This is a genomic window from Staphylococcus sp. GDY8P198P (assembly GCF_017891615.1).
Taxonomy (GTDB): Bacteria; Bacillota; Bacilli; order Staphylococcales; family Staphylococcaceae; genus Staphylococcus; species Staphylococcus cohnii.
In genome coordinates, this window is record NZ_JAESJQ010000002.1 from 83,473 (window position 1) to 108,459 (window position 24,987).

At 33.7% G+C, this 24,987-nt stretch carries 21 protein-coding genes; 11 read left to right on the forward strand and 10 right to left on the reverse strand.

Translation table 11 applies throughout. From position 1 onward, the window contains the following. Window positions 1-132 precede the first annotated feature (132 nt). From KA824_RS02130 to KA824_RS02150, 5 genes are all read right to left on the reverse strand, one after another. Window positions 133-1,098: a carbohydrate kinase family protein gene (locus tag KA824_RS02130; protein ID WP_107383588.1), complete on the reverse strand. Its 966-nt coding sequence runs from the start codon at window positions 1,096-1,098 to the stop codon at window positions 133-135. Next, entirely contained in the window at window positions 1,099-2,580 is a 1,482-nt protein-coding gene (locus KA824_RS02135; RefSeq protein ID WP_181187631.1) for a sucrose-6-phosphate hydrolase, read from the reverse strand. 788 nt (window positions 2,581-3,368) lie between these two features. Then, window positions 3,369-3,593: a sulfurtransferase TusA family protein gene (locus KA824_RS02140; protein WP_019469551.1), complete on the reverse strand. Its 225-nt coding sequence runs from the start codon at window positions 3,591-3,593 to the stop codon at window positions 3,369-3,371. A 25-nt stretch (window positions 3,594-3,618) separates the two neighbouring features. Then, a complete protein-coding gene (locus tag KA824_RS02145) occupies window positions 3,619-4,704 on the reverse strand; it encodes a YeeE/YedE family protein (protein ID WP_107383586.1) in 1,086 nt (361 codons plus the stop codon). Window positions 4,705-4,902: 198 nt separating this feature from the next. Next, window positions 4,903-5,544 carry a redox-sensing transcriptional repressor Rex gene (locus KA824_RS02150; protein WP_181187630.1) on the reverse strand — a complete coding sequence of 214 codons (642 nt, stop codon included), beginning with the start codon at window positions 5,542-5,544 and terminating at the stop codon, window positions 4,903-4,905. A gap of 147 nt (window positions 5,545-5,691) precedes the next feature. Here KA824_RS02150 and KA824_RS02155 point away from each other — a divergent pair, with 147 nt between their 5' ends. Together KA824_RS02155 and KA824_RS02160 are read left to right on the forward strand one after the other, a co-directional pair. After that, window positions 5,692-7,620, forward strand: coding sequence for an ABC-F family ATP-binding cassette domain-containing protein (locus tag KA824_RS02155; protein ID WP_107383584.1), 1,929 nt, complete (start codon window positions 5,692-5,694; stop codon window positions 7,618-7,620). A 345-nt stretch (window positions 7,621-7,965) separates the two neighbouring features. Then, window positions 7,966-9,558 carry a MutS-related protein gene (locus KA824_RS02160; protein ID WP_181187629.1) on the forward strand — a complete coding sequence of 531 codons (1,593 nt, stop codon included), beginning with the start codon at window positions 7,966-7,968 and terminating at the stop codon, window positions 9,556-9,558. A gap of 112 nt (window positions 9,559-9,670) precedes the next feature. Here the strand turns inward: KA824_RS02160 and KA824_RS02165 are convergent, their stop codons facing one another. From KA824_RS02165 to tsaE, 5 genes are all read right to left on the reverse strand, one after another. Continuing rightward, window positions 9,671-10,093 carry a VOC family protein gene (locus KA824_RS02165; RefSeq protein WP_107383582.1) on the reverse strand — a complete coding sequence of 141 codons (423 nt, stop codon included), beginning with the start codon at window positions 10,091-10,093 and terminating at the stop codon, window positions 9,671-9,673. Window positions 10,094-10,429: 336 nt separating this feature from the next. Further along, window positions 10,430-11,458 carry a tRNA (adenosine(37)-N6)-threonylcarbamoyltransferase complex transferase subunit TsaD gene (gene tsaD, locus KA824_RS02170; RefSeq protein WP_107383581.1) on the reverse strand — a complete coding sequence of 343 codons (1,029 nt, stop codon included), beginning with the start codon at window positions 11,456-11,458 and terminating at the stop codon, window positions 10,430-10,432. After that, window positions 11,451-11,876: a ribosomal protein S18-alanine N-acetyltransferase gene (gene rimI / locus KA824_RS02175; RefSeq protein ID WP_394859185.1), complete on the reverse strand. Its 426-nt coding sequence runs from the start codon at window positions 11,874-11,876 to the stop codon at window positions 11,451-11,453. Before rimI ends, tsaD begins: the two co-directional genes overlap by 8 nt. Before the next feature lie 11 nt (window positions 11,877-11,887). After that, a complete protein-coding gene (gene tsaB, locus KA824_RS02180; protein ID WP_107386127.1) occupies window positions 11,888-12,550 on the reverse strand; it encodes a tRNA (adenosine(37)-N6)-threonylcarbamoyltransferase complex dimerization subunit type 1 TsaB in 663 nt (220 codons plus the stop codon). Beyond that, complete coding sequence (gene tsaE / locus KA824_RS02185; protein ID WP_107383578.1) at window positions 12,531-12,992, reverse strand: tRNA (adenosine(37)-N6)-threonylcarbamoyltransferase complex ATPase subunit type 1 TsaE; 462 nt, start codon at window positions 12,990-12,992, stop codon at window positions 12,531-12,533. Before tsaE ends, tsaB begins: the two co-directional genes overlap by 20 nt. Window positions 12,993-13,579: 587 nt before the next feature. On the opposite strand from tsaE, the gene ilvD reads away from it, so the two are divergent. From ilvD to ilvA, 9 genes are all read left to right on the forward strand, one after another. Further along, window positions 13,580-15,268, forward strand: a complete 1,689-nt coding sequence (gene ilvD / locus KA824_RS02190) for a dihydroxy-acid dehydratase (RefSeq protein WP_107383577.1) — start codon at window positions 13,580-13,582, stop codon at window positions 15,266-15,268. 12 nt (window positions 15,269-15,280) lie between these two features. Then, window positions 15,281-17,071, forward strand: coding sequence for a biosynthetic-type acetolactate synthase large subunit (gene ilvB, locus KA824_RS02195; protein WP_107383576.1), 1,791 nt, complete (start codon window positions 15,281-15,283; stop codon window positions 17,069-17,071). Then, the gene (ilvN, locus tag KA824_RS02200; RefSeq protein WP_107383575.1) at window positions 17,068-17,541 is read left to right on the forward strand and encodes an acetolactate synthase small subunit; all 474 of its coding nucleotides are present in this window, start codon (window positions 17,068-17,070) and stop codon (window positions 17,539-17,541) included. Before ilvB ends, ilvN begins: the two co-directional genes overlap by 4 nt. A 46-nt stretch (window positions 17,542-17,587) precedes the next feature. After that, entirely contained in the window at window positions 17,588-18,592 is a 1,005-nt protein-coding gene (gene ilvC, locus KA824_RS02205; protein WP_019469538.1) for a ketol-acid reductoisomerase, read from the forward strand. Between the two features lie 121 nt (window positions 18,593-18,713). Further along, the gene (locus KA824_RS02210; protein ID WP_107383574.1) at window positions 18,714-20,249 is read left to right on the forward strand and encodes a 2-isopropylmalate synthase; all 1,536 of its coding nucleotides are present in this window, start codon (window positions 18,714-18,716) and stop codon (window positions 20,247-20,249) included. Then, a complete protein-coding gene (gene leuB, locus KA824_RS02215) occupies window positions 20,246-21,286 on the forward strand; it encodes a 3-isopropylmalate dehydrogenase (protein WP_107383573.1) in 1,041 nt (346 codons plus the stop codon). The genes KA824_RS02210 and leuB overlap by 4 nt, the downstream gene beginning before the upstream one ends. A gap of 17 nt (window positions 21,287-21,303) precedes the next feature. Further along, the gene (leuC, locus tag KA824_RS02220) at window positions 21,304-22,674 is read left to right on the forward strand and encodes a 3-isopropylmalate dehydratase large subunit (RefSeq protein ID WP_107383572.1); all 1,371 of its coding nucleotides are present in this window, start codon (window positions 21,304-21,306) and stop codon (window positions 22,672-22,674) included. A gap of 1 nt (window position 22,675) precedes the next feature. Beyond that, a complete protein-coding gene (gene leuD / locus KA824_RS02225) occupies window positions 22,676-23,251 on the forward strand; it encodes a 3-isopropylmalate dehydratase small subunit (protein WP_181187628.1) in 576 nt (191 codons plus the stop codon). A 27-nt stretch (window positions 23,252-23,278) separates the two neighbouring features. Further along, on the forward strand, window positions 23,279-24,547 hold the full coding sequence (gene ilvA, locus KA824_RS02230; protein ID WP_107383571.1) for a threonine ammonia-lyase IlvA: 1,269 nt from the start codon (window positions 23,279-23,281) through the stop codon (window positions 24,545-24,547). The last annotated feature ends 440 nt before the right edge of the window (window positions 24,548-24,987 follow it).

Below are 24,987 nucleotides of genomic sequence, written 5' to 3' on the forward strand. Positions count from 1 at the left end.
CTTCTCAATTTATTGAGTTAGTGGGACTTATACATGCGCTAATGCCCAAATATTCCTTAATCCTTATTATCCCCACACTCATCTTAACGTAATTGGATTCATTGAATAAGATTGCTTTCCACGTTCACTCTTTTAATATTCAAGTACCTCATTAACTTCATCTAAACTAGGTATACTCTCAATCGCGCCATATTTAGTAGTAACTTTTGCAGCAACTATGTTACTAAATTGAAGTATATCTTCACCTTGGAGTTTTAATGCTTCTATTGGATTCACAATATCAGATACTGCCAATCTATTAATTAATGCTCCTATAAAAGCATCGCCAGCGCCAGTAGTATCTATCACTTTCACTTTATAACCAGGGTGATCAATCACTGTGCCATCTTTAAAATGAATTTCTGCACCTTCTTTGCCTTTAGTATAAATAACTGCCTCCACGCTACCTTGGAATAGCCACGCGATGGCCTCTTTTTCAACTTTTTTTCCAGTCACAAATGTCAGCTCTTCGTCTGAAATTTTAAGCACATGCGCTAATGGTAAAAATTCACGAATTGCATTTTTACATTCCGCTTCACTAGTCCATAACGGCAAGCGTACGTTAGGATCAAAGATAATCGTACCATTTACCGATTTCACCTTATTTATTAACGCTTTATGCGCCTGTTTCATTGGACTATCTACTAAATCAACAGAACAAAAATGTAACATATCATTTTCTGTTACAGTAATTGCATCAATATTGCTAGGCTGGTATAACATATCTGCTGATGGTTTACGATAGAATGAAAAATCACGTTCCCCTTCTTTGGTTAAACTTACAAATGCTAAAGCAGTATTCGCTTCATCTGTACGTCGAATATAGTTTGTATGCACACCAATATTACTTATGGTTTCAACAATCAAATCACCAAATGCATCATTACCTAACTGGGTAATCATTTCTGCTTGCCCACCTAATTTTGTCGTAGTACAGGCAACGTTACAAGGCGCACCACCGACTTGTCTTGTGAACCCTTCAACGTCTTTTAATTTTGAATCTTTTTGATTAGGGATAAAATCGATAAGTGCTTCCCCTATTGCAAGTAAACGTTTCATTTATTGATCATCCTTTATGTCATATTTTGTAAAATTAAGAAAGACTTGGCCAGATTCGGTAGAAGCTTTAAATCCTATGGCATCATCATCTGTGAAAATTCTTGAAGTCATCACACGTTCACCATCATTACAAAATAGTTCAATACTCGATGTATCTACGAACATTTGTAGTTGAGATAATGGCGTATCTAAATACGTGATACGTGTATTACCATCGACTGGTTCTGGTAATAAGCCACTTTCACTACGATCCAATGTAATTTTTCTTGTTTTTGTATTATAAGCAATAAGTAAAGACTGTGATTTTGAAGCTCTGATTTCAAAATAAATTTCAGTAGCGTCATTTTCCAAAATATCAATAATCAATTCAAATTGTTTACCTTCATATGGATTTAAAAATCGCGTAAACTTATTAGCATAACCTAATGCTGTTTCTTTATTCGTTCTTAATTGTTGAAGTGCTTTAATAGGACGCTGTTTTAAATTACCTTGTTCAATTGTCAAAATACGAGGAATTGTTAAACAGTGCGCCCAACCATCTGAATCTGTAGGATAGTTCACTTCTGGTAAACCCATCCAACCAATGAGTATTCTTTTGCCATATTCATCTGTAAAAGTTTGAGGCGCATAAAAATCAAAACCATGATCTAATTCATGAAAATCACCATGATCCATAACGAGGTGATCTATGTCGTATTGCCCCATAATATAACCAGATTGATAAATATTCCTAAATTTTTCACCTTCTGGTTCAATACCTTGAGGACAAAATAGCAGTAAATCGAAACCATCTAAATTAAAATAATCTGGGCATTCCCACATAAAACCAAACGCCTCAAGTTTTGTTTTTATTTCACCTTGAAATGTCCAATTCACAATGTCTGTTGATTGATATTGAAGTATTCTTCCATATCCTTCTTCATTTTGTGCAGCAATTACTGCATAGTAAATTTCATCTTTCACAAATACTTTAGGATCTCTAAAATGTTGCGTATAGCCTGACGGTGGTGCTGCTATTACTGCTTTAGGAAATTTTTGAACCTCACCATTGTCATGTACCTTAGCTATATGTTGTGTAGACTTTCTATTCCAATTTTCATCTCTATGATTTCCTGTATACATATAATACAAGTTGTTGTTATATGTAAATGCACTGCCACTATATACACCATGACTGTCATATTTCGTATCTGGTTTTAGTGAAATTCCTTGATCATCAAAATTTATTAAATCTTTACTTTTATATGTATACCAATATTTCAAACCATGGACGGCTCCTAAAGGAAACCATTGATATGAGATATAGTAATCTCCTTTATAATAAATCAGACCATTAGGATCATTTAACAATCCTGTTTTCGGCTGGATATGAAACAATTGTCTATATTTAGATTGATTCACACACTCAGTTAATTCGTCCATTGTTTCTTGATTAATATCTTCATAACGTTGATAACGTTCATCTCTTGTCCATTCACTCACTTTATTTCCTCCTATTACAAACTACTACTTTCTGATATTTGTTCTGTCGCAATTCAGTGCATCATAATATCTATGTATTTCATTATCATTATATTAGATTTATCCTACTCATTGATACAAAGCTATGGCTTCCACTGCTACAAAACAATTGCACACGCGGTATGATGTATTAATCGAAATGTGATTCCTGTAACAAGGGCGCCATCAACCAATAATACTTAAAATGGCATCAACTTTATTCATATAAAAAATTCCTCACACATCAATTTTTAAATTACTATTTAAATTTGTATAGATTTGTTAACGTCTATTATTTAACTTATCGCATATTATTTTGACACCATAATTGCACATATTGACAGTAACTGAATTTATCATCAATTATCTAAAAAATCTTACACTTTGATTTGCCAATCATATTTTATTTTCACTCTCATTACTTGGCATTGTAAACATCATCTATTTTATCATATTGTATTCCCTTTAAATACTGTTAAAAGTCAAACTCAAACTACTTTGTAAACACAAAAAATAATACTGACTTCAAGAAGCAACTATATACATTATTAGTATTAAAAATATATATCATTCAAAAACGACTAATCTCATTTACAATTACAACATGTGTCACTCAATATAAGACATTTTTATAAATCAAAATAAAGCCCGAAACATCATAGAATATGTCTCGGACTTTCTCTCAGTGAGCAGTATATAACAAAATAATATTTTTTTAATATAATATTAACTTTCATCTTACCCCGTTATTTAAATTTAATTTTATATCATTAAGCTTTCTGAACAGTGATTGTCCATGAAGCATCATCAAGTTGTTCATAATTAGTAACTGGATAACCTTCTTCAGCTGCCCAATTTGGAATTGCTTCAGTTGCTTGAGTACAATCGAAATCAATTTTTAATTCGTCACCATTCTCTAAAGTAGTCATTTTCTTTTGTGCTTCAATTAAAGGAAAAGGACAAACCATACCTACTGTACCTAATTCATATACCATAATGAAATCCTCCTAAAAATAAAATTTATGTCGTTTGTGTTTGTGCGGAAACTGTTTGAGTTGTAGATTTTTGTGCTTTTTTCATCGGCTTAATAAATATGAAATAACTCATAAACCAAGCACCTAGTATCATTGATGCAAGCGCAATCCAGCCTTTCCAAGACATTGTAGCTGTTTCAACTAAACCATTTCCGATAGAACAACCACCTGCTACTGATGCACCAAATCCCATGCATACGCCACCAATAACACTATTGCGGATTGTCTTTTTATCAGGTAGTCTCCATTTAAATTCTCTAGCTCCTTTTGCTGCAATATAAGAACCAGCAAAGATACCTAAAACAAGGAATACACCCCAATCTAATAGTTGAAGATCACCAGTTACAAAAAATTGAACGATATTTGCAGAAGGCGTTGTAATTCCTAAACCGTACATTCTGCCAGTAGATTCACTCACTGGCCAAGCCAATAATGCAATTAGCCCAACTGCAATAGCTGCAACAAAGGGATGGTATTTTTTTTCAAATAAATAATAACGAATTCCCGTAAACTTTTGTTTTAATTTGGGTACCGCAAATTTTGGCTTTGGTTTACGTAGCGTTTTAACAACAAATATAACCGTTATAATTGTTAATAATGCGACCCATACCCATGTTGGAATACCAGTTGTTTGAGCCATACTTGTATTTACATTAGTAGGTTTATTGATACCGTTCATTAAAGGTAATAATAAACCAATTTTAGTAGCAGCTGATGTAAATGCATATGCAATAAGTGCTACCCAGCTACCTATCAATCCTTCTCCAGCTCTATACCATGTACCAGTTGCACAACCACCAGCTAATATAATTCCAATACCAAAAATAAATGAGCCAATAACCGTACCTATGATTGGATATGTTGACTCTGGTATTTCTACTAACCCTGTCGAAGTTAGAATTAGCAGTCCAATACTTTGCACTGATATTGCTATTAACAAGGCATAAAACATTTTATTACTTTTTTGAATATACATATCCCGAAATCCACCAGCAAGACAAAATCGTGTACGTTGCATGACAAATCCCAAAAGTCCACCTACGATTAAGCCACTGATTATTAACCACGTCATAACATTACCTCTTTCCGATAAAATCAATAAGAATTATCATATTAGATTTATGCTGAAATTTCAACCTTTATGTTTTCAGGGTTATTCATAGGTATATGTATAAGATGAAGCGGAGCTAGCGAACAATAAAAAAACTTTGTAGAGACAACTAAACATCAATAATGTTTGTGTCTCTACAAAGTTAATATTTAAAAATCATTATTTATTACTATAATTTTTCATAAAGAAAAGTAAAGACTGTAATTCAATCCCTAAATCAATGTGATGAACTTGTACATCTGACGGTGTATAAACACGTGTTGGTGTGAAATTTAGAATCCCTTTAATTCCTGCTTCAACTAATGTATCTGCAACTTGTTGTGCTGCGTTTTCAGGCGTTGTTAATATCACGACATCAATTTGCCCTTGCTTTAATACATCAGTGATTTTTGAAAACGGGCTTACAACCACATTGCCTATTTGTGTTCCTATTACATCATCACGTATATCGAACGCTTCTGTGATAGTCATTTCATCATGAATAGAAAAATTATATGTTAGTAATGCTTTACCTAGGTTCCCTACACCTACGATGGCTATTTTAATTTCATCATTTTCACTTATCTCATTTTTAAAAAAATGTAACAAGCTATCAATATTATAGCCATACCCTTTTTTGCCTAATTCACCAAAATAAGAAAAATCACGACGAATTGTTGCAGAATCAATGTTCAAACCTTCACTAATTGTTTTAGAATTAACTCTGTCTATCCCTTTAGATTTCAAAGTATTGACGAATCTATAATATAACGGTAACCGTTTTAACGTGGCACGAGGAATCTTTTCGCTTTGGTTAGCCAAGATCTTGTCCTCCTATACTATAATCTCTAATTAATCTTATAATTACTTCAACATTATACATTAATACATTATAAAAATAAACACTGGTAGTTTTAACAACACGCAGAATACGGTAGAATGATAATGAATAGAGAGGTGCAAAATCGGATGATATTATTACAATTAAACGACATTACAAAATCATTCGACGGAGAAGATATTTTTAACAATGTAAATTTTGAAGTTAAAACTGGCGAACGTATCGGTATCGTTGGACGTAACGGAGCTGGTAAATCTACATTAATGAAAATTATCGCTGGCGTCGAAGGTTATGATAGTGGTCATATTTCAAAAAGTAAAAATTTAAAACTTGGTTATTTAACACAACAAATGACTCTCAACACAAACCAAACTGTGATTGAAGAAATGTCCAAACCTTTTGAAAATATGAAAAAACTTGAATCTGAAATGAAAAAAGAAACAGATTGGTTAGCACAGCATGCAAAAGAATATGATACAGACGAATATAAAAATCATATTGATCGTTATGAATACTTATCCAATAAATTCGAACAACAAGATGGATATCAATATGAAAGTAAGATAAAAACCGTACTCCACGGTCTAAATTTCACTGAATCAGATTTCAGTCGCCCTATTAATGACTTTAGTGGCGGTCAAAAAACAAGGCTTTCATTAGCCCAAATGTTACTAAGTGAGCCTGATTTATTATTGCTAGATGAACCAACTAACCATTTGGATATGGAAACAACGCAATGGTTAGAAAGTTATTTAAACTATTTTAAAGGGGCTATTGTTATCATTAGCCACGACAGATATTTTTTAGATAAAATAGTAAATCAAATCTATGATGTAGCACTTGGAGATGTACAACATTATATAGGTAATTATAAACAATTTATTGAAAAAAGAGATAAGTATTATGAAAAACGCATGCAAGAATATGAACGTCAACAAGATGAAATTAAACGCTTAGAAACATTTGTTGATAAAAATATAGCGCGGGCTTCAACTACTGGCATGGCTAAAAGCCGTAGGAAAATGCTTGAAAAAATGGAAAGAATCAATAAACCAATGGTTGATGCCAAAAGTGCTAATATCCAATTTGATTTTGATCGAAATACAGGTAATGATGTTTTTCATATCAAAGATTTAGATATTGGTTATGAACAGGCAGTTACCAAAGGTATCAACATTGAAGTAACTAAAGGAGACCATATCGCTATTATCGGGCCTAACGGTATCGGTAAATCTACTTTAATCAAGACAGTTGCAGGTATTCAACCAAAATTAAACGGCGAAATTACTACTGGTGCGAATTTAAAAATCGGTTACTATGATCAAAAACAAGCTGAATTTAAATCTAGTAAAACAATACTAGACTACCTTTGGGACCAATACCCATCAATGAATGAAAAAGATATACGTGCAGTATTAGGTAGATTTTTATTTGTACAAGAAGATGTTAAAAAAATCATTAATGACCTTTCTGGTGGCGAAAAAGCTAGATTACAATTAGCTTTGTTAATGCTTGAACGTAACAATGTACTTATTTTAGATGAACCTACAAATCATCTTGATATAGATTCAAAAGAAATGTTAGAACAAGCATTGGATTACTTCGAAGGAACGATTTTATTTGTTTCTCACGACCGTTATTTTATTAATCAACTTGCAAACAAAGTTTATGATCTAGACACTCATGGTGGCACAATGTATTTAGGTAATTATCAATATTTTATAGAGAAGAAAGAAGAAAACGAAGCGATTCAAGCTAAAAAAGAATATGAAGCTTCACATCAGACAAAACCGATAGTGACCCAAAACGATAATTATATTGATCAAAAACTTCAAAAACGCGAACAACGTCAAATTGAACGCCAAATTGATGAATGTGAAACCGAGATAGATAACTTTGAAACTAAAATTAGTGAAATCAATGAATTGCTTACTTTACCAGATATATATAGTGATCCAGAGGAAGCAAATCGTTTAGCCAAAGAGAAAGAAAATAGCGAACAAGCATTAGAACAAGTCATGTCAAAATGGGCAGAATTACAAGAAAAGTTAATTTAAAACTAATTTTAACTATAAGTACGAAAAATGATTTTTTCATTTTTCGTACTTTTTATTATTATTTTACACATTAACTATTCACAGCTTTAACCCTATCATCAAAGCTATCCACAGAGTTATCCTATTTATCCACAAGTAAAATGTAACTTTTCAACCGTTGAATATTCAGAAAACAATGCATATCCACACATTTGCCCACGACTTATCAACAAGTTATACACTAATTGTTGATAAGTACGCACGTTCTCTATTGACATATATCACCACTTAACATATCCAGCTATTTGTGAATCCATTTATTTCATGACATAATAAAACATATTAATTTAGTATGAGGTGAAACTTATGTATCCTATTTTTTGGTTCCTAATCGCATTAATAATTGGAACAACACTGTTATTTATTATCACGACAATCATTGCCAATAAAAAATTAAAACATGATATCAAACCTTTATGGTCACTAAGAAAACCTTTGGAATCTTTTGTTCGACCTAATCATAGGTATAGTTATCAATTTGATACATATAAACACCAATTTGATGAAACAAATCTTATAGATGATAAAACTTACGCTGATTTGAATTTAAATGCCCTTTTCGACAACATGAATTTTAATTTTTCTGCAATTGGCGAAATGCGCTTGTATGCAACCTTAAGAAAGATGTTTACGATTCATAATCAAGCTTTAATTCAAAAATTTAAAAATGATGATATTTTTCGTCTTAAAATATCAACCCACCTTGCTAAAATAAGTAAAGCGATTTATCCAACGTTCCCTGATCAATTGACTACAGTGAAACGTAATCATTTTTTTATGTTGACTACGTATTTTCCGTTAGCCTTTTTGCTATTTACATTTTTAAAACCTGAAATCGGTATACTTTTAACTATACTTGCTGCTATATTCAATATGATTTTGAGTGGCATACTTAGAAAAACGTTTGATCAAGATTTGAACTCTTTATTTTATACGTCAAATGTTATTAAAAAAGCTTATGCAATTCATAAAATAGATGGTGCGCCTACCATAGATGTTGACTTTAATCATTTTAAGGCTGCTCGTAGGCTAAGCGGTCTTCTAGGAAGAGTAAATACAGCAGAAGATTCTATGATATTTGCATTTTTATTTAAAGCAATATTTATGTTGGACTATCATATCTTCCATTTAATACAACATAGCTTTAAAAAATATGAATCTGAAGTTATGGCTTGTTATGAATATATAGGTAGCATAGACAATCATTATGCAATAGCATTGTGGAGAGAAACGCTATCACAATATGCATTGCCTCAAGCAAGTAATGATGATTCAGTAGAATTTGAAGCACTTACGCATCCATTACTTGTCAATGCTATTTCTAATGATTTAGAAATCAATAGCCATATATTATTAACTGGGTCAAACGCGTCAGGCAAATCAACTTTTATGAAAGCAATCGCCTTAAATCTTTTATTAGCTCAAACGATAAATACAGTTACTGCAAATTACTTCAAGTATAAACCTGGTTTAATTTTCACTTCTATGGTGAACCAAGATGATATCTTGTCTGGTGATAGTTATTTTATGACAGAAATCAAATCTATTAAGCGATTATTTGATTTAAAAACAGAGGATAAAATTTATTGCTTTATAGACGAAATATTTAAAGGAACCAATACAACTGAACGTATCGCTGCTTCTGAATCCGTGTTAAATTATTTAGGTAATAGCCAAAATTACGAAATCATAGCTGCGACTCATGATATTGAATTAGCCACGTTATTAGAAGATAATTTCAAAAACTTTCATTTTAATGAGATTATTTATGAAAATGAGATCGCTTTTGATTATAAAATTAAAGCTGGAAAAGCAGATACAAGAAATGCTATTGAATTATTAAGAATCTTAAAATTCCCTAATCAAGTTTATACGCGAGCTAAAGCATCTTCCACTTAAGTCTTTGAAATCTTAAACCTAATAACATAATCATAAATGCGTTTATGAATGCAAAAAAAAGAACAATGAAGTTTGCATTTACTTCATTGTTCCTTTATTTAGTTTAAATATTTTATTCAGCATTAATCATCCAAGTAACACCAAAAGGATCATTAAACATACCATATAATTCTGACCACTCCGTTTTACCTAACGGCATTGCCTCTTCACATCCAGCTGCTATAGCATTATTAAAAAAATCAATAGCTTGTTGTTTATCCGCTTCATTACTATGATCGAATGTAAATGTTACAATCGCACCACTATTATCGATTTTTTTATTTTTCCATGTGTCACTGCAATAAAATGTTTCACCTAAGACTTTAAATGAAGCATTCATTGTAAAGTTTTTATCTACTTGGAATTCTTCTGGCATATCTGTAAACATTTCATGGTCACCACCAATACGTTGAATATCTGTGGCACCTAAATTTTTTTCATAAAAGTCTAATGCTGCTAAACTATTTTCAAAATTAAAATACTGAACTGATTTCATTTATAAGACGCCTCCTAATAATGTAATGCTTATTTACATTATTCTATATAGTATGACTATATATTAAAATATATACCCATTTTTTAATATTTAAACATTTGAGCTTGATTAAATTGATAAAATCAATCCTTTATATTTTTCTGAAAGTCATAGTAGTAAATTTCAAAAAAAGTAGAAACATAAATCAAATCACTGTTTGATTTAAAATTCCTACTCCAACATTTCCAGTATTAGTAATTAACATACTTTGTGCGCATTTAATAAGTACATTGTGATACTCAGTTAAAACTACACTATGATTTGTTATTACATATTTAAATATTTACAATACCAATTTTAATTATTTAATGAAAATTGTTCAATATCCATATCGTTAAATCCATTTAGTGACATATCTCCAACTAACCCTGCTTGATATAAATAATGTGCTGCAGCACCAATCATTGCAGCATTATCTGTACAAAGGTTTGGGCTTGGTATACGCAAATTGATATCATAATCCTTACATGCTTTATTAAGCGCTGCCCTTAAACCTTTATTACTCGCGACACCACCAGCTACAATTAACTGTTTCACATCATAAGCCTCACAAGCTGACACTGCTTTTCCAACTAATACTTCTACAACACTATTTTGAAAACTCGTTGCAACATCTTCAGGTTTTATTTCAGACCCTTTTTGTCGTAAATTATGCAATTTATTTATCACTGCACTTTTCAACCCGCTAAAACTAAAGTCGTAACTATTTGCCTCTAACCAAACTCTTGGAAAGTTATAACAATCTTGACCATTTGCTGCTAATTGATCAACTTGCGGACCACCTGGATAACCTAAGCCAATCGTTCTTGCAACTTTATCATAGGCTTCACCAACAGCATCATCTCTAGTTTCTCCTATAACTTCAAAATTCAAATGATCTTTCATGTATACAAGTTCTGTATGGCCTCCTGAAACGATTAAAGCTATTAAAGGAAATTGTAATGGTTGTTCTAAATGATTCGCATAAATATGCCCTGCAATATGGTGTACAGGTATCAATGGTTTATCATAAGCAAAAGCTAACGCTTTAGCTGCATTGATTCCTACTAGTAATGCACCTATGAGCCCAGGGCCTTGTGTTACAGCAACTGCATCTATATCTTCCATTGTTACTTTTGCTTCATTTAATGCTTGGTCAATTGTCGTTGTAATGCCTTCCACGTGGTGCCTGCTAGCGACCTCAGGTACCACACCTCCAAAGCGTTTATGACTTTCAATCTGACTTAATACAATATTACTTAAAACCTCTGTGCCCTGTTTAATAATACTAACACTCGTTTCATCACAGCTTGATTCAACTGCTAAAATCAATGTTTGCTCACTCATTTAAATTCACCCACATCACTATCGCATCCTCACCTTCACCATAATAATTTTTACGTTTACCACCAAATTGAAAGCCTAAATTTGTATACACATGTTGTGCAACCTCATTGTCTACACGAACTTCTAAGCTCATTATTTCACATTTGGTTTGTACATAATTCATCGCATATTTTAATAATAACTGTCCTAAACCATAACCTCTATATGTTTCATCTATGGCAACTGTTGTAACCTGAGCTTGATCTATCACTATCCAAATACCAATATACCCAATAATCATACGATTATATTCAATAATAAAATAATGTGCAAACTCATTTTGTTCTATTTCATGATAAAAAGCATCAATCGTCCAACTACTGTCGTTAAAACTATTTCTTTCAATATCAAATACTTGAGGTACATCGCTCAAAGTCATCAAACGTATATTTAACTCTTTTTCTGTTGGTTTAACCAATTTCTTTCAGCCTCTGATAATTTAATATAGTTTGGTTTAAATTGATGTATATCGTCAGTAGTTTCAATTAAATGTTTCATATATTTTGCTTTTGGTAAGTTGGGTATGCAATCACTATCTAATAAATCTTTTACTTTTTCAGTATCTATGCCCACAAATACATAGGGTTTCCCCAATCTATGTAATAAGTTGAGAAGTTCTTGTATTGGTAAATATTGATCTTCTTCTATTTGAACCAATTGATTTTCATTATATTGATAAACGCCAGTGTAAACCGCTTCTCTACGTGCATCAAATATTGGAACCAATAGTCGTTCGTCATCTTGAACAGTTGCAGCAAGCGCTTTTAGTGAAGATACACCGTATAGTTCAGCATTCAATGCATAAGCTAAAGTTTTAGCAACGGTTACGCCAATTCTAAGACCAGTATATGAACCAGGTCCTTGTGCAACAATAATAGCATTTATTTCTTCTTTTGCTATTTCACTCTCATTTATCAACTGTTGAATGGCTGGCATTAACTGAGTAGAATGATTTTGCTTCACGTTAGTATTGATTTCACCTAATACTACATTATTTTGCATTACTGCAACAGACAACGGTTGATTCGATGTATCAATCAACAGATATATCATGTTCAACAACCTCCTTTAACTTTTGGTAATGTTCACCGACTGCTTTTATCTCTATTTGTCTTTTCGTTTCATTTATAGTTTTAATATTTATAGTTAGGTGATTATTTGGTAAAAATGATTCAATAAATTCACTCCACTCAATCAATGTAACAGCTTCATCTTCAAAATATTCATCAAATCCCAAGTCTTCTTCACTATCTTCTAATCTATAGCAATCCATATGATGTAATTTAAATGCATTACCTTGATAAGATTTAATGATATTAAACGTCGGTGAATTTATATTTCGTTTTACACCTATGGCTTTACCAATAAATTGCGTTAATGTAGTTTTACCAGCGCCTAAATCACCATTTAATAAAATAATGTCCCCTATAGATAAATGTTTCGCTAACACTTCTGCAAAATGTGCCATACTTTCTAAATCATTTATTTTAATCATATGCCTCTCCTTTTTTAGCAACAGTTCCAAATTAATTTAGTTAGGGTCGCTTATACTTGAGCTTCGCACAAGTATTTCTATTTACTTTCAAAATATTGTTGATGGATAAAAATGACTAATATATTTAATAATTACATCAGCGCTTAATGATTATCTGCTTCTTTAAAAACTTTATTATCATTAAATTAACTATTATAGTTTAACAAATTTTTTCTTATTTTACTTCAAACTAAAACAAGTTCCAACATTTTGGAATTATTTGAATTGATAGAAAATTTAAAAAAATCATTGACAGTAGAAGTTCAGTATAGTAAATTTAATTTATCGAATTTTTAGACAATTCAATTTAACACATTAAAAGATAAACCATTCTAACGGAAAGGAGCATAATGAGATGACCAAATATACAATGCAATACCAACCAACAACTTCAAATATTTTAGTCATTTTATTATGCTATTAGGACTGGAACTTTAGTAAAGAATCTACTAAATGTTTAAGTCCTATTTCTAGTTGAATGGGACTTGAAAGCGTCCCAATTATTTATTGGGACGCTTTTTTATTTTCAAATTTATGGGGGAATTAATATGAGAAGCGATATGATCAAAAAAGGAGATCATCAAGCTCCAGCAAGAAGCCTTTTGCATGCAACAGGTGCTTTAGAAAAACCAACAGATATGAATAAGCCTTTCGTAGCTATATGTAATTCATATATCGACATTGTTCCAGGGCACGTTCACCTAAGAGAATTAGCTGATATTGCTAAAGAAGCAATTCGCGAAGCAGGTGCCATCCCCTTTGAATTTGACACAATCGGTGTAGATGATGGTATTGCAATGGGACATATTGGAATGAGATATTCACTGCCATCTAGAGAGGTTATCGCTGATGCAGCAGAAACAGTCATCAATGCACACTGGTTTGATGGTGTGTTTTACATACCAAACTGTGACAAGATTACACCTGGCATGTTATTAGCTGCTGTAAGAACCAATGTTCCTGCTATTTTTTGTTCAGGTGGACCTATGAAAGCAGGTTTATCATCACAAGGCAAAGCTTTAACACTTTCTTCAATGTTTGAAGCTGTCGGAGCATTTAAAGATGGTTCAATTTCAAAAGATGAATTTTTGGATATGGAACAAAATGCTTGCCCTACTTGTGGCTCATGTTCTGGTATGTTTACAGCAAATTCAATGAATTGTTTAATGGAGGTTTTAGGCTTAGCTCTCCCATATAATGGTACAGCTCTTGCAGTAAGTGAACAACGTAGAGAAATGATTAGAGAAGCAGCATTTAAACTAGTCGATAATATCAAAAATGACATTAAACCAAGAGACATTGTAACTAAAGAAGCAATTGATGACGCATTTGCTTTAGATATGGCTATGGGGGGTTCTACCAATACAGTATTACACACATTAGCAATTGCAAATGAAGCAGGTATTGATTATGACTTATCAAGGATTAACGAAATTGCGAAAAAAACGCCCTATTTGTCAAAAATAGCACCTAGTTCTTCCTACTCTATGCATGATGTACATGAAGCTGGTGGCGTTCCAGCAATCATTAATGAATTATTTAAAAAAGAAGGTACACTTCATCCAGACAGAATCACAGCTACAGGTAAAACACTTCGTGAAAATAACGAACAAAAAGAGATATTAAATAGTGATGTTATCAGACACCTTGATAATCCTTACGATAAACAAGGTGGCCTTTCAATCCTATATGGTAACTTAGCTCCTAAAGGTGCAGTCATAAAAGTCGGCGGTGTAGATCCTTCAATTAAAGTCTTTAAAGGAAAAGCGATTTGTTTTAATTCACATGATGAAGCCGTTGAAGCAATTGATAATCACGTAGTACGTGAAGGTCATGTAGTTGTGATTAGGTATGAAGGCCCTAAAGGTGGTCCTGGAATGCCAGAAATGTTGGCCCCTACATCATCTATTGTAGGAAGAGGATTAGGTAAAGACGTTGCATTAATCACTGATGGTAGATTTTCCGGGGCAACACGAGGTATTGCTGTTGGACATATTTCACCAGAAGCTGCAGCGGGTGGCCCTATCGCTTTAATTGAAAACAACGACGATATTACAATTGATTTAACAAACAGAACATTAAATGTAGAAGTTACAGAAGAAGTGTTAGAATCTAGAAAGCAAAACTTGAAACCATTTAAAGCAAAAGTGAAAACAGGTTATCTTGCACGCTATACAGCGTTAGTAACGAGTGCTAACACTGGTGGTATTATGCAAGTACCTGAAGATCTCATTTAAGGAGTGAGTATGATGTCTAAACAAACTGAAATACTTGAATATGAAAAATCAGAAAATTTAGATTATTTTGAAACAGCAGAGACAATTGAACCCGAAGTTGAATTAGAAAAAGAAACAATTGATGAAATGAAATCTGGTTCAGAATTATTAGTAGATTCACTTGTAAATGAGGATGTAGATTTTATATTTGGTTACCCGGGTGGCGCTGTACTTCCACTATATGACACATTTTATGACGGGAAAATTAAACATATTCTAGCAAGACATGAACAAGGCGCTTCACATGCTGCTGAAGGTTATGCCCGTGTTTCTGGAAAAACTGGTGTTGTTGTTGTTACAAGTGGACCAGGAGCAACAAATGCAATCACTGGTATTGCAGATGCTTATAGTGATTCATTACCGCTTGTCGTTATCACAGGTCAAGTTGCTACAGCTGGTATAGGTAAAGATGCTTTCCAAGAAGCAGACTTGCTTTCAATGACCACGCCGATAACTAAACATAACTATCAGATTAAAAATGTAAATGAAATTCCAAAAATAATCCACGAGGCATTTCACGTGGCTAACACAGGAAGAAAAGGACCAGTAGTTATTGATTTTCCTAAAGATATGGGAATCTTATCTACTAACGCAGAAATTTCAAACGAATTAAATCTACCTGGCTATTCAGTACCTAATCAACCAGACAAAACAGAAATTCAAAAATTACGTGATTATTTAAAAACTTCTAAGAAACCTGTTGTTTTATCAGGAGCTGGTATAAATCACGCTAAAGCAAATGAAGTTTTCACTGAATTTGTTACACGACATCAATTGCCTGTAGTTAGCACTTTATTAGGTTTAGGTGCCATACCATATGAAAATCCCCTATTTTTAGGCATGGGAGGTATGCACGGATCATATGCCAGCAATATGGCATTAACTGAGTGCGATCTACTCATAAACTTTGGTAGTCGTTTTGATGACAGACTTGCTAGCAAACCGGATGAATTTGCACCTAATGCAAAAATTGTTCATATCGATATTGATCCATCAGAAATTAATAAAATAATCAAGGTTGATCTAGGCATCATTGCGGATTGTAAGGCAACATTAGAAGCTTTACTAGAATTCGATAGCTATTCAATCAACCATGATGACTGGTTAGAAAAATGCTTTAACAATAAAGCAGAACAACCTTTTGCATACAGTGAAGACCCTGATGGTACGTTTTCAAAACCACAACGCACAATTGAGTATATAGGAGAAATTACACAAGGTGATGCAGTAGTTACTACTGATGTTGGTCAACATCAAATGTGGGTTGCCCAGTACTATCCATTTAAAAATCATGGACAATTAGTTACGAGTGGTGGCTTAGGAACAATGGGATTTGGCATACCTGCAGCAATCGGTGCAAAGTTAGCTCAACCTGATAAAACAGTTGTGGCCTTTGTCGGCGATGGCGGTTTCCAAATGACCAATCAAGAATTAGCAATACTAGAAGAATACGGTTTAGATATAAAAGTTGTAATTATCAATAATGGTACGTTAGGTATGGTTAAGCAATGGCAAGATAAATTCTTTAACAAACGTTTCTCTCATTCTGTCTTTAATGGACAACCCGATTTCTTAAAATTGGGTGAAGCATACAATGTTAAAGGTTTCCTTATCGATGATCCAACACATTTAGAAGAACAACTAGATGCTGCTTTCAAACATGATGGTCCTGCATTAATTGATGTTCGTATCTCACCTATCGAACCAGTTAACCCAATGGTTCCTAGCGGTAAAGCTAATTATGAGATGGAGGGATTATTATGAGACGCACATTTAGAACAAGAGTTTTAGATAAAGCTGGTACTTTAAATAGATTAACGAGCATCTTTGTTCGCAGACAATTTAACATTGTCACGTTATCAGTTACACCTACTAGAGAAGATGGCGTTTCCAACATAACATTCGTAGCAGAAATTCCAGATTCAGATGTTCTAAGAAACCTAATTAGTCAATTAGAAAAACAAATAAATATCATTGATGTAGAAGATATCACTGATACTAACACTTACAACAGAGAATTGGTGCTTGTGAAATTAGAAACACCAAGCAACCATCAAGATTTACAAAAAGTAATTAAACCTTATGATGCGCTAGTCTCTATTTTAAAAAATGAAGATCCTTATACCTATCTACAAGCATCAGGTCCACAGTATACAATGGATAATTTATTAGACGATCTATCATCATATAACATTGAACAAGTTTCAAGAACTGGTTCAGCCGGTTTAGTTTAAAACACAAGTCACCAAACTATAATTTAAAAACATGGAGGATTTTATTATGACAACAGTTTATTATGACCAATCAGTAACGAAAGATGCATTACAAGGTAAAAAAGTAGCTATCATTGGCTATGGTTCACAAGGACATGCCCATGCTCAAAACTTAAAAGATAACGGCTATGACGTGATTATTGGCATCAGACCAGGGCGTTCATTTGATAAAGCAAAAGATGATGGTTTCGAAGTATATCCTGTAAATGAAGCAGCAAAACAAGCTGATGTCATCATGGTATTATTACCAGATGAAATTCAAGGACAAGTATATAAAGAAGAAATTGAACCTAATTTAGAACCAAATAATGCACTTGTTTTCGCACATGGATTTAATATTCACTTTAATGTTATTCAACCACCTGAAACAGTAGATGTATTCTTAGTAGCACCAAAAGGACCTGGACATTTAGTTAGACGTACCTTTACCGAAGGAAGCGCTGTACCTGCCCTATTTGCAGTTGAACAAGATGCTAGTGGAGAAGCTACTGATTTAGCATTAAGTTATGCAAAAGGTATTGGCGCAACACGTGCTGGCGTTTTAGAAACATCATTTAAAGAAGAAACTGAAACTGACTTATTTGGTGAACAAGCTGTACTTTGTGGTGGTACAACAAAACTAATTCAAACTGGTTTTGAAACTTTAGTTGAAGCTGGTTATCAACCAGAAATTGCTTACTTCGAAGTATTACATGAAATGAAATTAATTGTTGATTTAATGTATGAAGGTGGCATGGAAAACATGCGTTATTCCATCTCAAACACAGCTGAATTTGGTGACTATGTATCAGGACCACGCGTAATCACTCCAGATGTTAAAGATAATATGAAAGCAGTACTTAACGATATCCAACAAGGAAACTTCAGTGATCGTTTCATCAAAGATAATGAAAATAATTTCGAAGAATTCCATAAACTACGTGAAGAACAACACGGACATCAAATTGAAGCGGTAGGTAGAGACTTACGTGAAATGATGCCGTTCATTAAATCCAAGAGTATTGAAAAATAACTAGTTATATGATGATGTCTGAAGAATCAAGCGAAGTCCCCCTTTTATTTTAAGGACAAGTTAAGATTCTTCAGCCGACACATCATATTCAACTAAATCTATTTATTAGGAGATGTTTAAAATGACTAGCCATATTCAAATTTTTGATACAACACTAAGAGACGGAGAACAAACGCCCAGCGTAAACTTTTCATTCGATGAACGCTTGAAAATTGCGAAGCAACTTGAAAAATGGGGCGTTGATATCATCGAAGCTGGTTTTCCTGCTTCAAGTTCAGGTAGCTTTAAATCTGTGGAAGCTATTTCTAAAGCATTAACAACCACTGCTGTTTGTGGCTTAGCACGCTGTGTAAAAAAAGATATTGACGCAGTGTACCAATCAACTAAAGAGGCTGTAAAACCTAGAATACATGTATTCTTAGCAACTAGCCCTATACATCGTGACTCAAAACTCATGATGTCTAAAGAAGAAGTGTTAACATCAATCAAAGAGCATGTTGCTTATGCTACAAAGTATTTTGACGTAGTTCAATTTTCACCAGAAGATGCTACAAGAACGGAACTGCCCTTCTTAATCGAATGTGTGCAAACTGCAGTTGATGCGGGAGCAAGTGTAATCAATATACCTGATACTGTTGGATTTAGTTATCCTACAGAATATGGCAAAATTTTTAAAACACTCCAAGAAAACGTTAATACGAATCACGAAGTTATTTATAGTGCACACTGTCACGATGACTTAGGCTTGGCAGTTGCAAATAGTATGGCCGCAATTGAAAATGGCGCCAAACGCATTGAAGGCACCTTAAATGGTATTGGCGAACGTGCAGGTAACACAGCCCTAGAGGAAGTTGCACTTGGCCTATACGTTCGACAAGATCATTATGGTAATCAATCACAAATAAATCTTGAAGAAACTAAAAATACATCTGATTTAATAGCACGATATGCAGGTATTCGAGTCCCAAGAAACAAAGCTATTGTCGGACAAAATGCTTTTAGTCACGAATCAGGTATTCATCAAGATGGTGTTCTTAAAAACCCTGAAACTTATGAGATTATGACACCACAATTAGTAGGCGTCAAAACAACTGAACTACCACTTGGTAAATTATCAGGTAAACATGCCTTTTCAGAAAAGTTAGTCGCATTGGGATATGATGTAGATTCAGAAGAACAAAAAGAACTATTTAAGCAATTTAAAACAATCGCTGATAAGAAAAAAGCAGTTACTGACAGAGATATACATGCGCTCATTCAAGGTACTGAACACGAACAAAATGCAATCTATAAAGTAGAAGCACTACAACTACAATTCGTCTCAAATGGACTACAAAGTGCTGTCGTAGTTATTCAAGATAGAGATGGAAATACGTATCAAGACTCAAGTATTGGTACTGGCTCAATTGTTTCTGTATACAATGCGGTAGATCGAATTTTTGATCGCAAAACTGAACTTATAGATTATCGCATTGACTCTGTAACTGAAGGTACTGATGCACAAGCAGAAGTTCACGTGCAAATTAAAATAGGAGATCAAATTGTTACAGGTGTAGGTATTGACCATGACATCTTATTAGCGTCATGTAAATCTTATGTTGAAGCACATGCTAAATACGTTTCTAATTCAGAAGTGAAAGAAGGTATTCACTCATGAGTTATAAGATTGTAGCACTTCCCGGGGATGGGATTGGGCCAGAAATTTTAAATGGTTCACTAGAAATTCTTTCACAACTAAGTGATATCTATAATTTTAACTATGAAATAGAAACACATGATTTTGGCGGTATCGCTATTGATAATCATGGTACACCACTACCAGATACGACGCTAAATGCTTGTAAACAAGCCGATGCAATTCTATTAGGTGCTGTTGGTGGCCCAAAATGGACAGACCCTAACAATAGACCTGAACAAGGTCTATTAGGTATTCGAAAAGCATTAGGTCTATTTGCTAATATTCGCCCCACTATTGTAACAAGCGGTACCAGCAATTTATCACCTATTAAAAAAGAACGTGTAGCTGGTACAGATTTTATTTTAGTGAGAGAGTTAACAGGTGGTATTTACTTTGGCGAACCAAAACATTGGGATGAAGATAAAGCTTTAGATTCCTTAACTTATACACGCACAGAAATAGAACGAATTGCAAGGGTTGCTTTTGATTTAGCCCAAAATCGTCATAAAAAATTAACTTCAGTAGATAAGGAAAATGTACTATCTTCTAGTAAATTATGGAGAAAAGTTATAAATGATGTATCTAAAGAATATCCAGAGGTTGAGGTTAATCATTTACTTGTAGATGCTTGCGCAATGCACATCATTACAAATCCTTCTCAATTTGACGTCATTGTAACTGAAAATTTATTTGGAGATATTTTAAGTGATGAGGCATCTGTAATTCCTGGTTCACTCGGTCTTTCGCCATCAGCGAGTTTTAGTGAAAAAGGACCAAGACTCTATGAACCAATTCATGGTTCTGCACCGGATATTGCAAATAAAGATATTGCAAATCCATTCGGCATGCTTTTATCAGTGGTTATGTGTTTAAGAGAAAGTCTTAATGCTCCTGAAGCAGCTCAAAAATTAGAATCAGTCATATACCAACTTATCGAAGATGAAAAAACGACTCAAGATCTCAATGGTAAATATAAAACAACAGATATTTTTAAATTTATTAAACAAAATCTTTAAAAAGGAGGAGATGTCATATGGGTAAAACACTATTTGATAAAGTTTGGAATAAGCATGTCTTAACTGGTAAAGAAGGTGACCCACAATTATTATATATAGACCTACATCTTATACACGAAGTCACATCTCCTCAAGCCTTTGAAGGGCTCAGACTACAAAATAGAAAGTTGCGCAGACCAGATTTAACATATGCAACACTAGATCATAACGTCCCTACGATTGATATTTTTAATATCAAAGATGAAATTGCTAATAAACAAATAACAACACTTCAAAAAAATGCAAAAGAATTTGATGTGCATATATTTGATATGGGTTCTGATGAACAAGGCATCGTGCATATGGTTGGTCCTGAAACCGGACTTACACAACCTGGAAAAACAATCGTATGTGGAGACTCACATACTGCCACACACGGTGCTTTTGGTGCAATTGCATTTGGTATTGGAACTAGTGAAGTAGAACATGTTTTTGCAACACAAACATTATGGCAAACAAAGCCTAAAAATTTAAAAATTGATGTAACTGGTAAATTACCTACAGGTGTATATGCAAAAGATATTATCTTACATCTTATTAACCAACATGGTGTTGACTTTGGTACTGGATATGCACTTGAGTTTTCAGGTGAAACTATAAGTAGTCTATCAATGGAAGCTAGAATGACTATTTGTAATATGGCAATCGAAGCAGGTGCAAAATATGGCATGATGGCTCCTGATGAAACTACATTTGAATATGTTAAAGGAAGACCCTATGCAACAAACTATGCGTACTCTGTGGATGAATGGCGTGAATTATACACAGATGAAGATGCAAATTTTGATAAAATCATACAACTAGATGTATCTGATTTAGAACCACAAGTGACTTGGGGTACTAGCCCTGAAATGGGTGTTAGCTTTAATACACCATTCCCCGAAATCAATGACGTTAATGATGAACGTGCCTACAACTATATGGGGTTAAAACCAGGCCAAAAAGCAGAAGACATTGATTTAGGTTATGTATTTTTAGGTTCTTGTACGAACGCCCGACTATCTGACCTAATAGAAGCGAGCCATATTGTAAAAGGAAATCAAGTGCATCCTAATATTACAGCAATCGTTGTTCCAGGGTCTAGAACTGTAAAGATAGAAGCAGAAAAGCTAGGGCTTGATAAAGTATTTAAAAATGCTGGATTTGAATGGAGAGAACCTGGTTGTTCGATGTGTCTTGGTATGAACCCAGATCAAGTACCTGCTGGTGTGCATTGTGCATCAACAAGTAATCGTAACTTTGAAGGACGTCAAGGCAAAGGTGCACGAACACATCTAGTCTCCCCTGCTATGGCAGCTGCTGCAGCCATTAACGGTAAGTTTGTAGACGTAAGAAAGGTGGTTGTATAATATGGAAATTCAACCAATCACAACCTATACTGGTAAAGTTGTGCCACTGTTCCATGATAATATAGATACTGACCAAATCATTCCAAAAGTGCACCTAAAACGAATTTCTAAATCTGGTTTTGGACCTTTTGCCTTTGATGAATGGCGCTACTTAGAGGATGGATCCGACAATCCAGATTTCAATCCAAATAAACCAGAATACCAAGATGCCACTATTTTAGTAACGGGTGATAATTTTGGTTGTGGCTCGAGCCGTGAACATGCAGCTTGGGCAATTAAAGATTATGGGTTTGATATTATAATTGCTGGTAGTTATAGCGATATATTTTATATGAATTGTACTAAAAATGCGATGTTACCTATCGTATTAAATGCAGATGAACGTCAATATATTGCCAATGCAGGCAAAGTCACTGTTGACTTACCTAATCAAACTGTAACTGCAAATAATAAATCATTTCACTTTGACATTGATGGAACGTGGAAAAATAAACTTGTTAATGGACTTGATGATGTTGCGGTAACACTACAATACGAAGATGAAATTCAAGCTTATGAAACGTCAAAAATTTTTTAACGAAACTTAAATAAAGGTGTGAAATTTATGGCTGTTAAAACAACTGTTTCTTCAAAAGATATAGATGAAGCTTTCTTACAATTGAAAGATGTTGTTAAAGAAACTCCTTTGCAAAAGGATCATTACTTATCGCATAAATATGATTGTGATGTCTATTTAAAAAGAGAGGACTTACAATGGGTTAGATCATTTAAATTAAGAGGTGCTTATAACGCAATTATAGCGTTAAATGAAAGTGATAGACAAAACGGTATTACATGTGCAAGCGCAGGTAACCATGCACAAGGTGTTGCATACACGGCTAACAAACTTAATTTAAATGCTGTTATATTTATGCCTGTGACTACGCCTCTTCAAAAGATAAATCAAGTGAAATTTTTTGGTGGAAGTAACACTGAAGTCGTACTCACCGGTGATACATTTGATGATTGTCTAAAAAAGGCGCTCACGTATACACAAGATCATAAAATGAATTTCATCGATCCATTTAATAATATTTATACAATCGCTGGCCAAGGTACACTAGCTAAAGAAATTTTAGAACAATCTAAAGAGGATAACGTACAATTTGATTATTTATTTGCAGCTATAGGTGGTGGTGGATTAATTTCAGGGGTAGGTACTTACTTTAAAGAACATTCACCACAAACTTCAATCATTGGCGTAGAGCCTGCTGGTGCTAGTAGCATGTATGCTTCGGTTGTGCTAGAAAATCAAATTGTGACTTTACCTGAAATTGATAAATTTGTGGATGGTGCATCTGTAGCAAAAGTCGGTGAAATCACATATGATATCGCCAAAAATGTAGTTGATGACTACGTACAAGTCCATGAAGGTGCTGTATGTTCAACAATCTTAGACATGTATTCTAAACAAGCAATTATAGCTGAACCTGCTGGTGCTTTGAGTGTTTCAGCATTAGAACAATATCGTTCAGAAATTAAAGGTAAGACAGTTGTTTGTGTTGTAAGTGGTGGTAACAATGATATTAACCGCATGAAAGAAATCGAAGAACGTTCTTTATTATTTGAGGAAATGAAACATTATTTCATTCTCAACTTCCCACAAAGACCTGGAGCTTTAAGAGAATTTGTAAATGATGTGCTTGGACCAAAAGATGACATTACTAAATTTGAGTATCTTAAGAAAAGTTCTCAAAATACAGGGACTGTTATCATCGGTATCCAATTAAATAATCATCAAGATTTAGATAACTTAAAGTTAAATGTAGATGAATTTGACCCTTCAAATATCTACATCAATGAGAATAAAATGCTTTATTCACTATTAATTTAAAAAAGTCTAGCTTATGCTAGACTTTTTATTTTATGTTCAATACGAATTTAACATTTTCAATTTATTGTTCTAATGGTACTTATGCATGAGCTTTTGCTCATGCCATGTATTTCCGTTTCCTTTCTCTTACAGAACGTAAGTCGGCTACCTTCGGCGCTAAGGACCTTTCCTGACTTTAGACAAGCGCTCGCATCTTTTCTCAGTTTCACGCTTTCCTCACTCACTTACCACTTGTAAGCTCGTTTCGTCTTTCGCTCACTTCGTCAGCTTCAAACGCTTTCTTTTGTCAGTTTACAGTTCTTCGAACTGGAAGTTAAGCTCCTTTTTGATGCAAAAAAAAGAGACCCTTTCGGGTCTTAATTGCCTGGCAACGTCCTACTCTTGCGGAACGTAAGTCGGCTACCTTCGGCGCTAAGGACCTTTCCTGACTTTAGACAAGC

Bases quoted from the DNA above. Each gene is read 5' to 3' on its own strand.
- ilvD (WP_107383577.1), top strand. From the start codon at position 13,580: ATGAGAAGCGATATGATCAAAAAAGGAGATCATCAAGCTCCAGCAAGA.
- KA824_RS02160 (WP_181187629.1), top strand. From the start codon at position 7,966: ATGTATCCTATTTTTTGGTTCCTAATCGCATTAATAATTGGAACAACA.
- ilvN (WP_107383575.1), top strand. From the start codon at position 17,068: ATGAGACGCACATTTAGAACAAGAGTTTTAGATAAAGCTGGTACTTTA.
- leuC (WP_107383572.1), top strand. From the start codon at position 21,304: ATGGGTAAAACACTATTTGATAAAGTTTGGAATAAGCATGTCTTAACT.
- KA824_RS02130 (WP_107383588.1), bottom strand. From the start codon at position 1,098: ATGAAACGTTTACTTGCAATAGGGGAAGCACTTATCGATTTTATCCCT.
- tsaD (WP_107383581.1), bottom strand. From the start codon at position 11,458: ATGAGTGAGCAAACATTGATTTTAGCAGTTGAATCAAGCTGTGATGAA.
- ilvA (WP_107383571.1), top strand. From the start codon at position 23,279: ATGGCTGTTAAAACAACTGTTTCTTCAAAAGATATAGATGAAGCTTTC.
- KA824_RS02165 (WP_107383582.1), bottom strand. From the start codon at position 10,093: ATGAAATCAGTTCAGTATTTTAATTTTGAAAATAGTTTAGCAGCATTA.
- leuD (WP_181187628.1), top strand. From the start codon at position 22,676: ATGGAAATTCAACCAATCACAACCTATACTGGTAAAGTTGTGCCACTG.
- ilvB (WP_107383576.1), top strand. From the start codon at position 15,281: ATGTCTAAACAAACTGAAATACTTGAATATGAAAAATCAGAAAATTTA.
- KA824_RS02210 (WP_107383574.1), top strand. From the start codon at position 18,714: ATGACTAGCCATATTCAAATTTTTGATACAACACTAAGAGACGGAGAA.
- rimI (WP_394859185.1), bottom strand. From the start codon at position 11,876: ATGACTTTGAGCGATGTACCTCAAGTATTTGATATTGAAAGAAATAGT.
- leuB (WP_107383573.1), top strand. From the start codon at position 20,246: ATGAGTTATAAGATTGTAGCACTTCCCGGGGATGGGATTGGGCCAGAA.
- KA824_RS02145 (WP_107383586.1), bottom strand. From the start codon at position 4,704: ATGACGTGGTTAATAATCAGTGGCTTAATCGTAGGTGGACTTTTGGGA.
- tsaE (WP_107383578.1), bottom strand. From the start codon at position 12,992: ATGATTAAAATAAATGATTTAGAAAGTATGGCACATTTTGCAGAAGTG.
- KA824_RS02140 (WP_019469551.1), bottom strand. From the start codon at position 3,593: ATGGTATATGAATTAGGTACAGTAGGTATGGTTTGTCCTTTTCCTTTA.
- tsaB (WP_107386127.1), bottom strand. From the start codon at position 12,550: ATGATATATCTGTTGATTGATACATCGAATCAACCGTTGTCTGTTGCA.
- KA824_RS02155 (WP_107383584.1), top strand. From the start codon at position 5,692: ATGATATTATTACAATTAAACGACATTACAAAATCATTCGACGGAGAA.
- ilvC (WP_019469538.1), top strand. From the start codon at position 17,588: ATGACAACAGTTTATTATGACCAATCAGTAACGAAAGATGCATTACAA.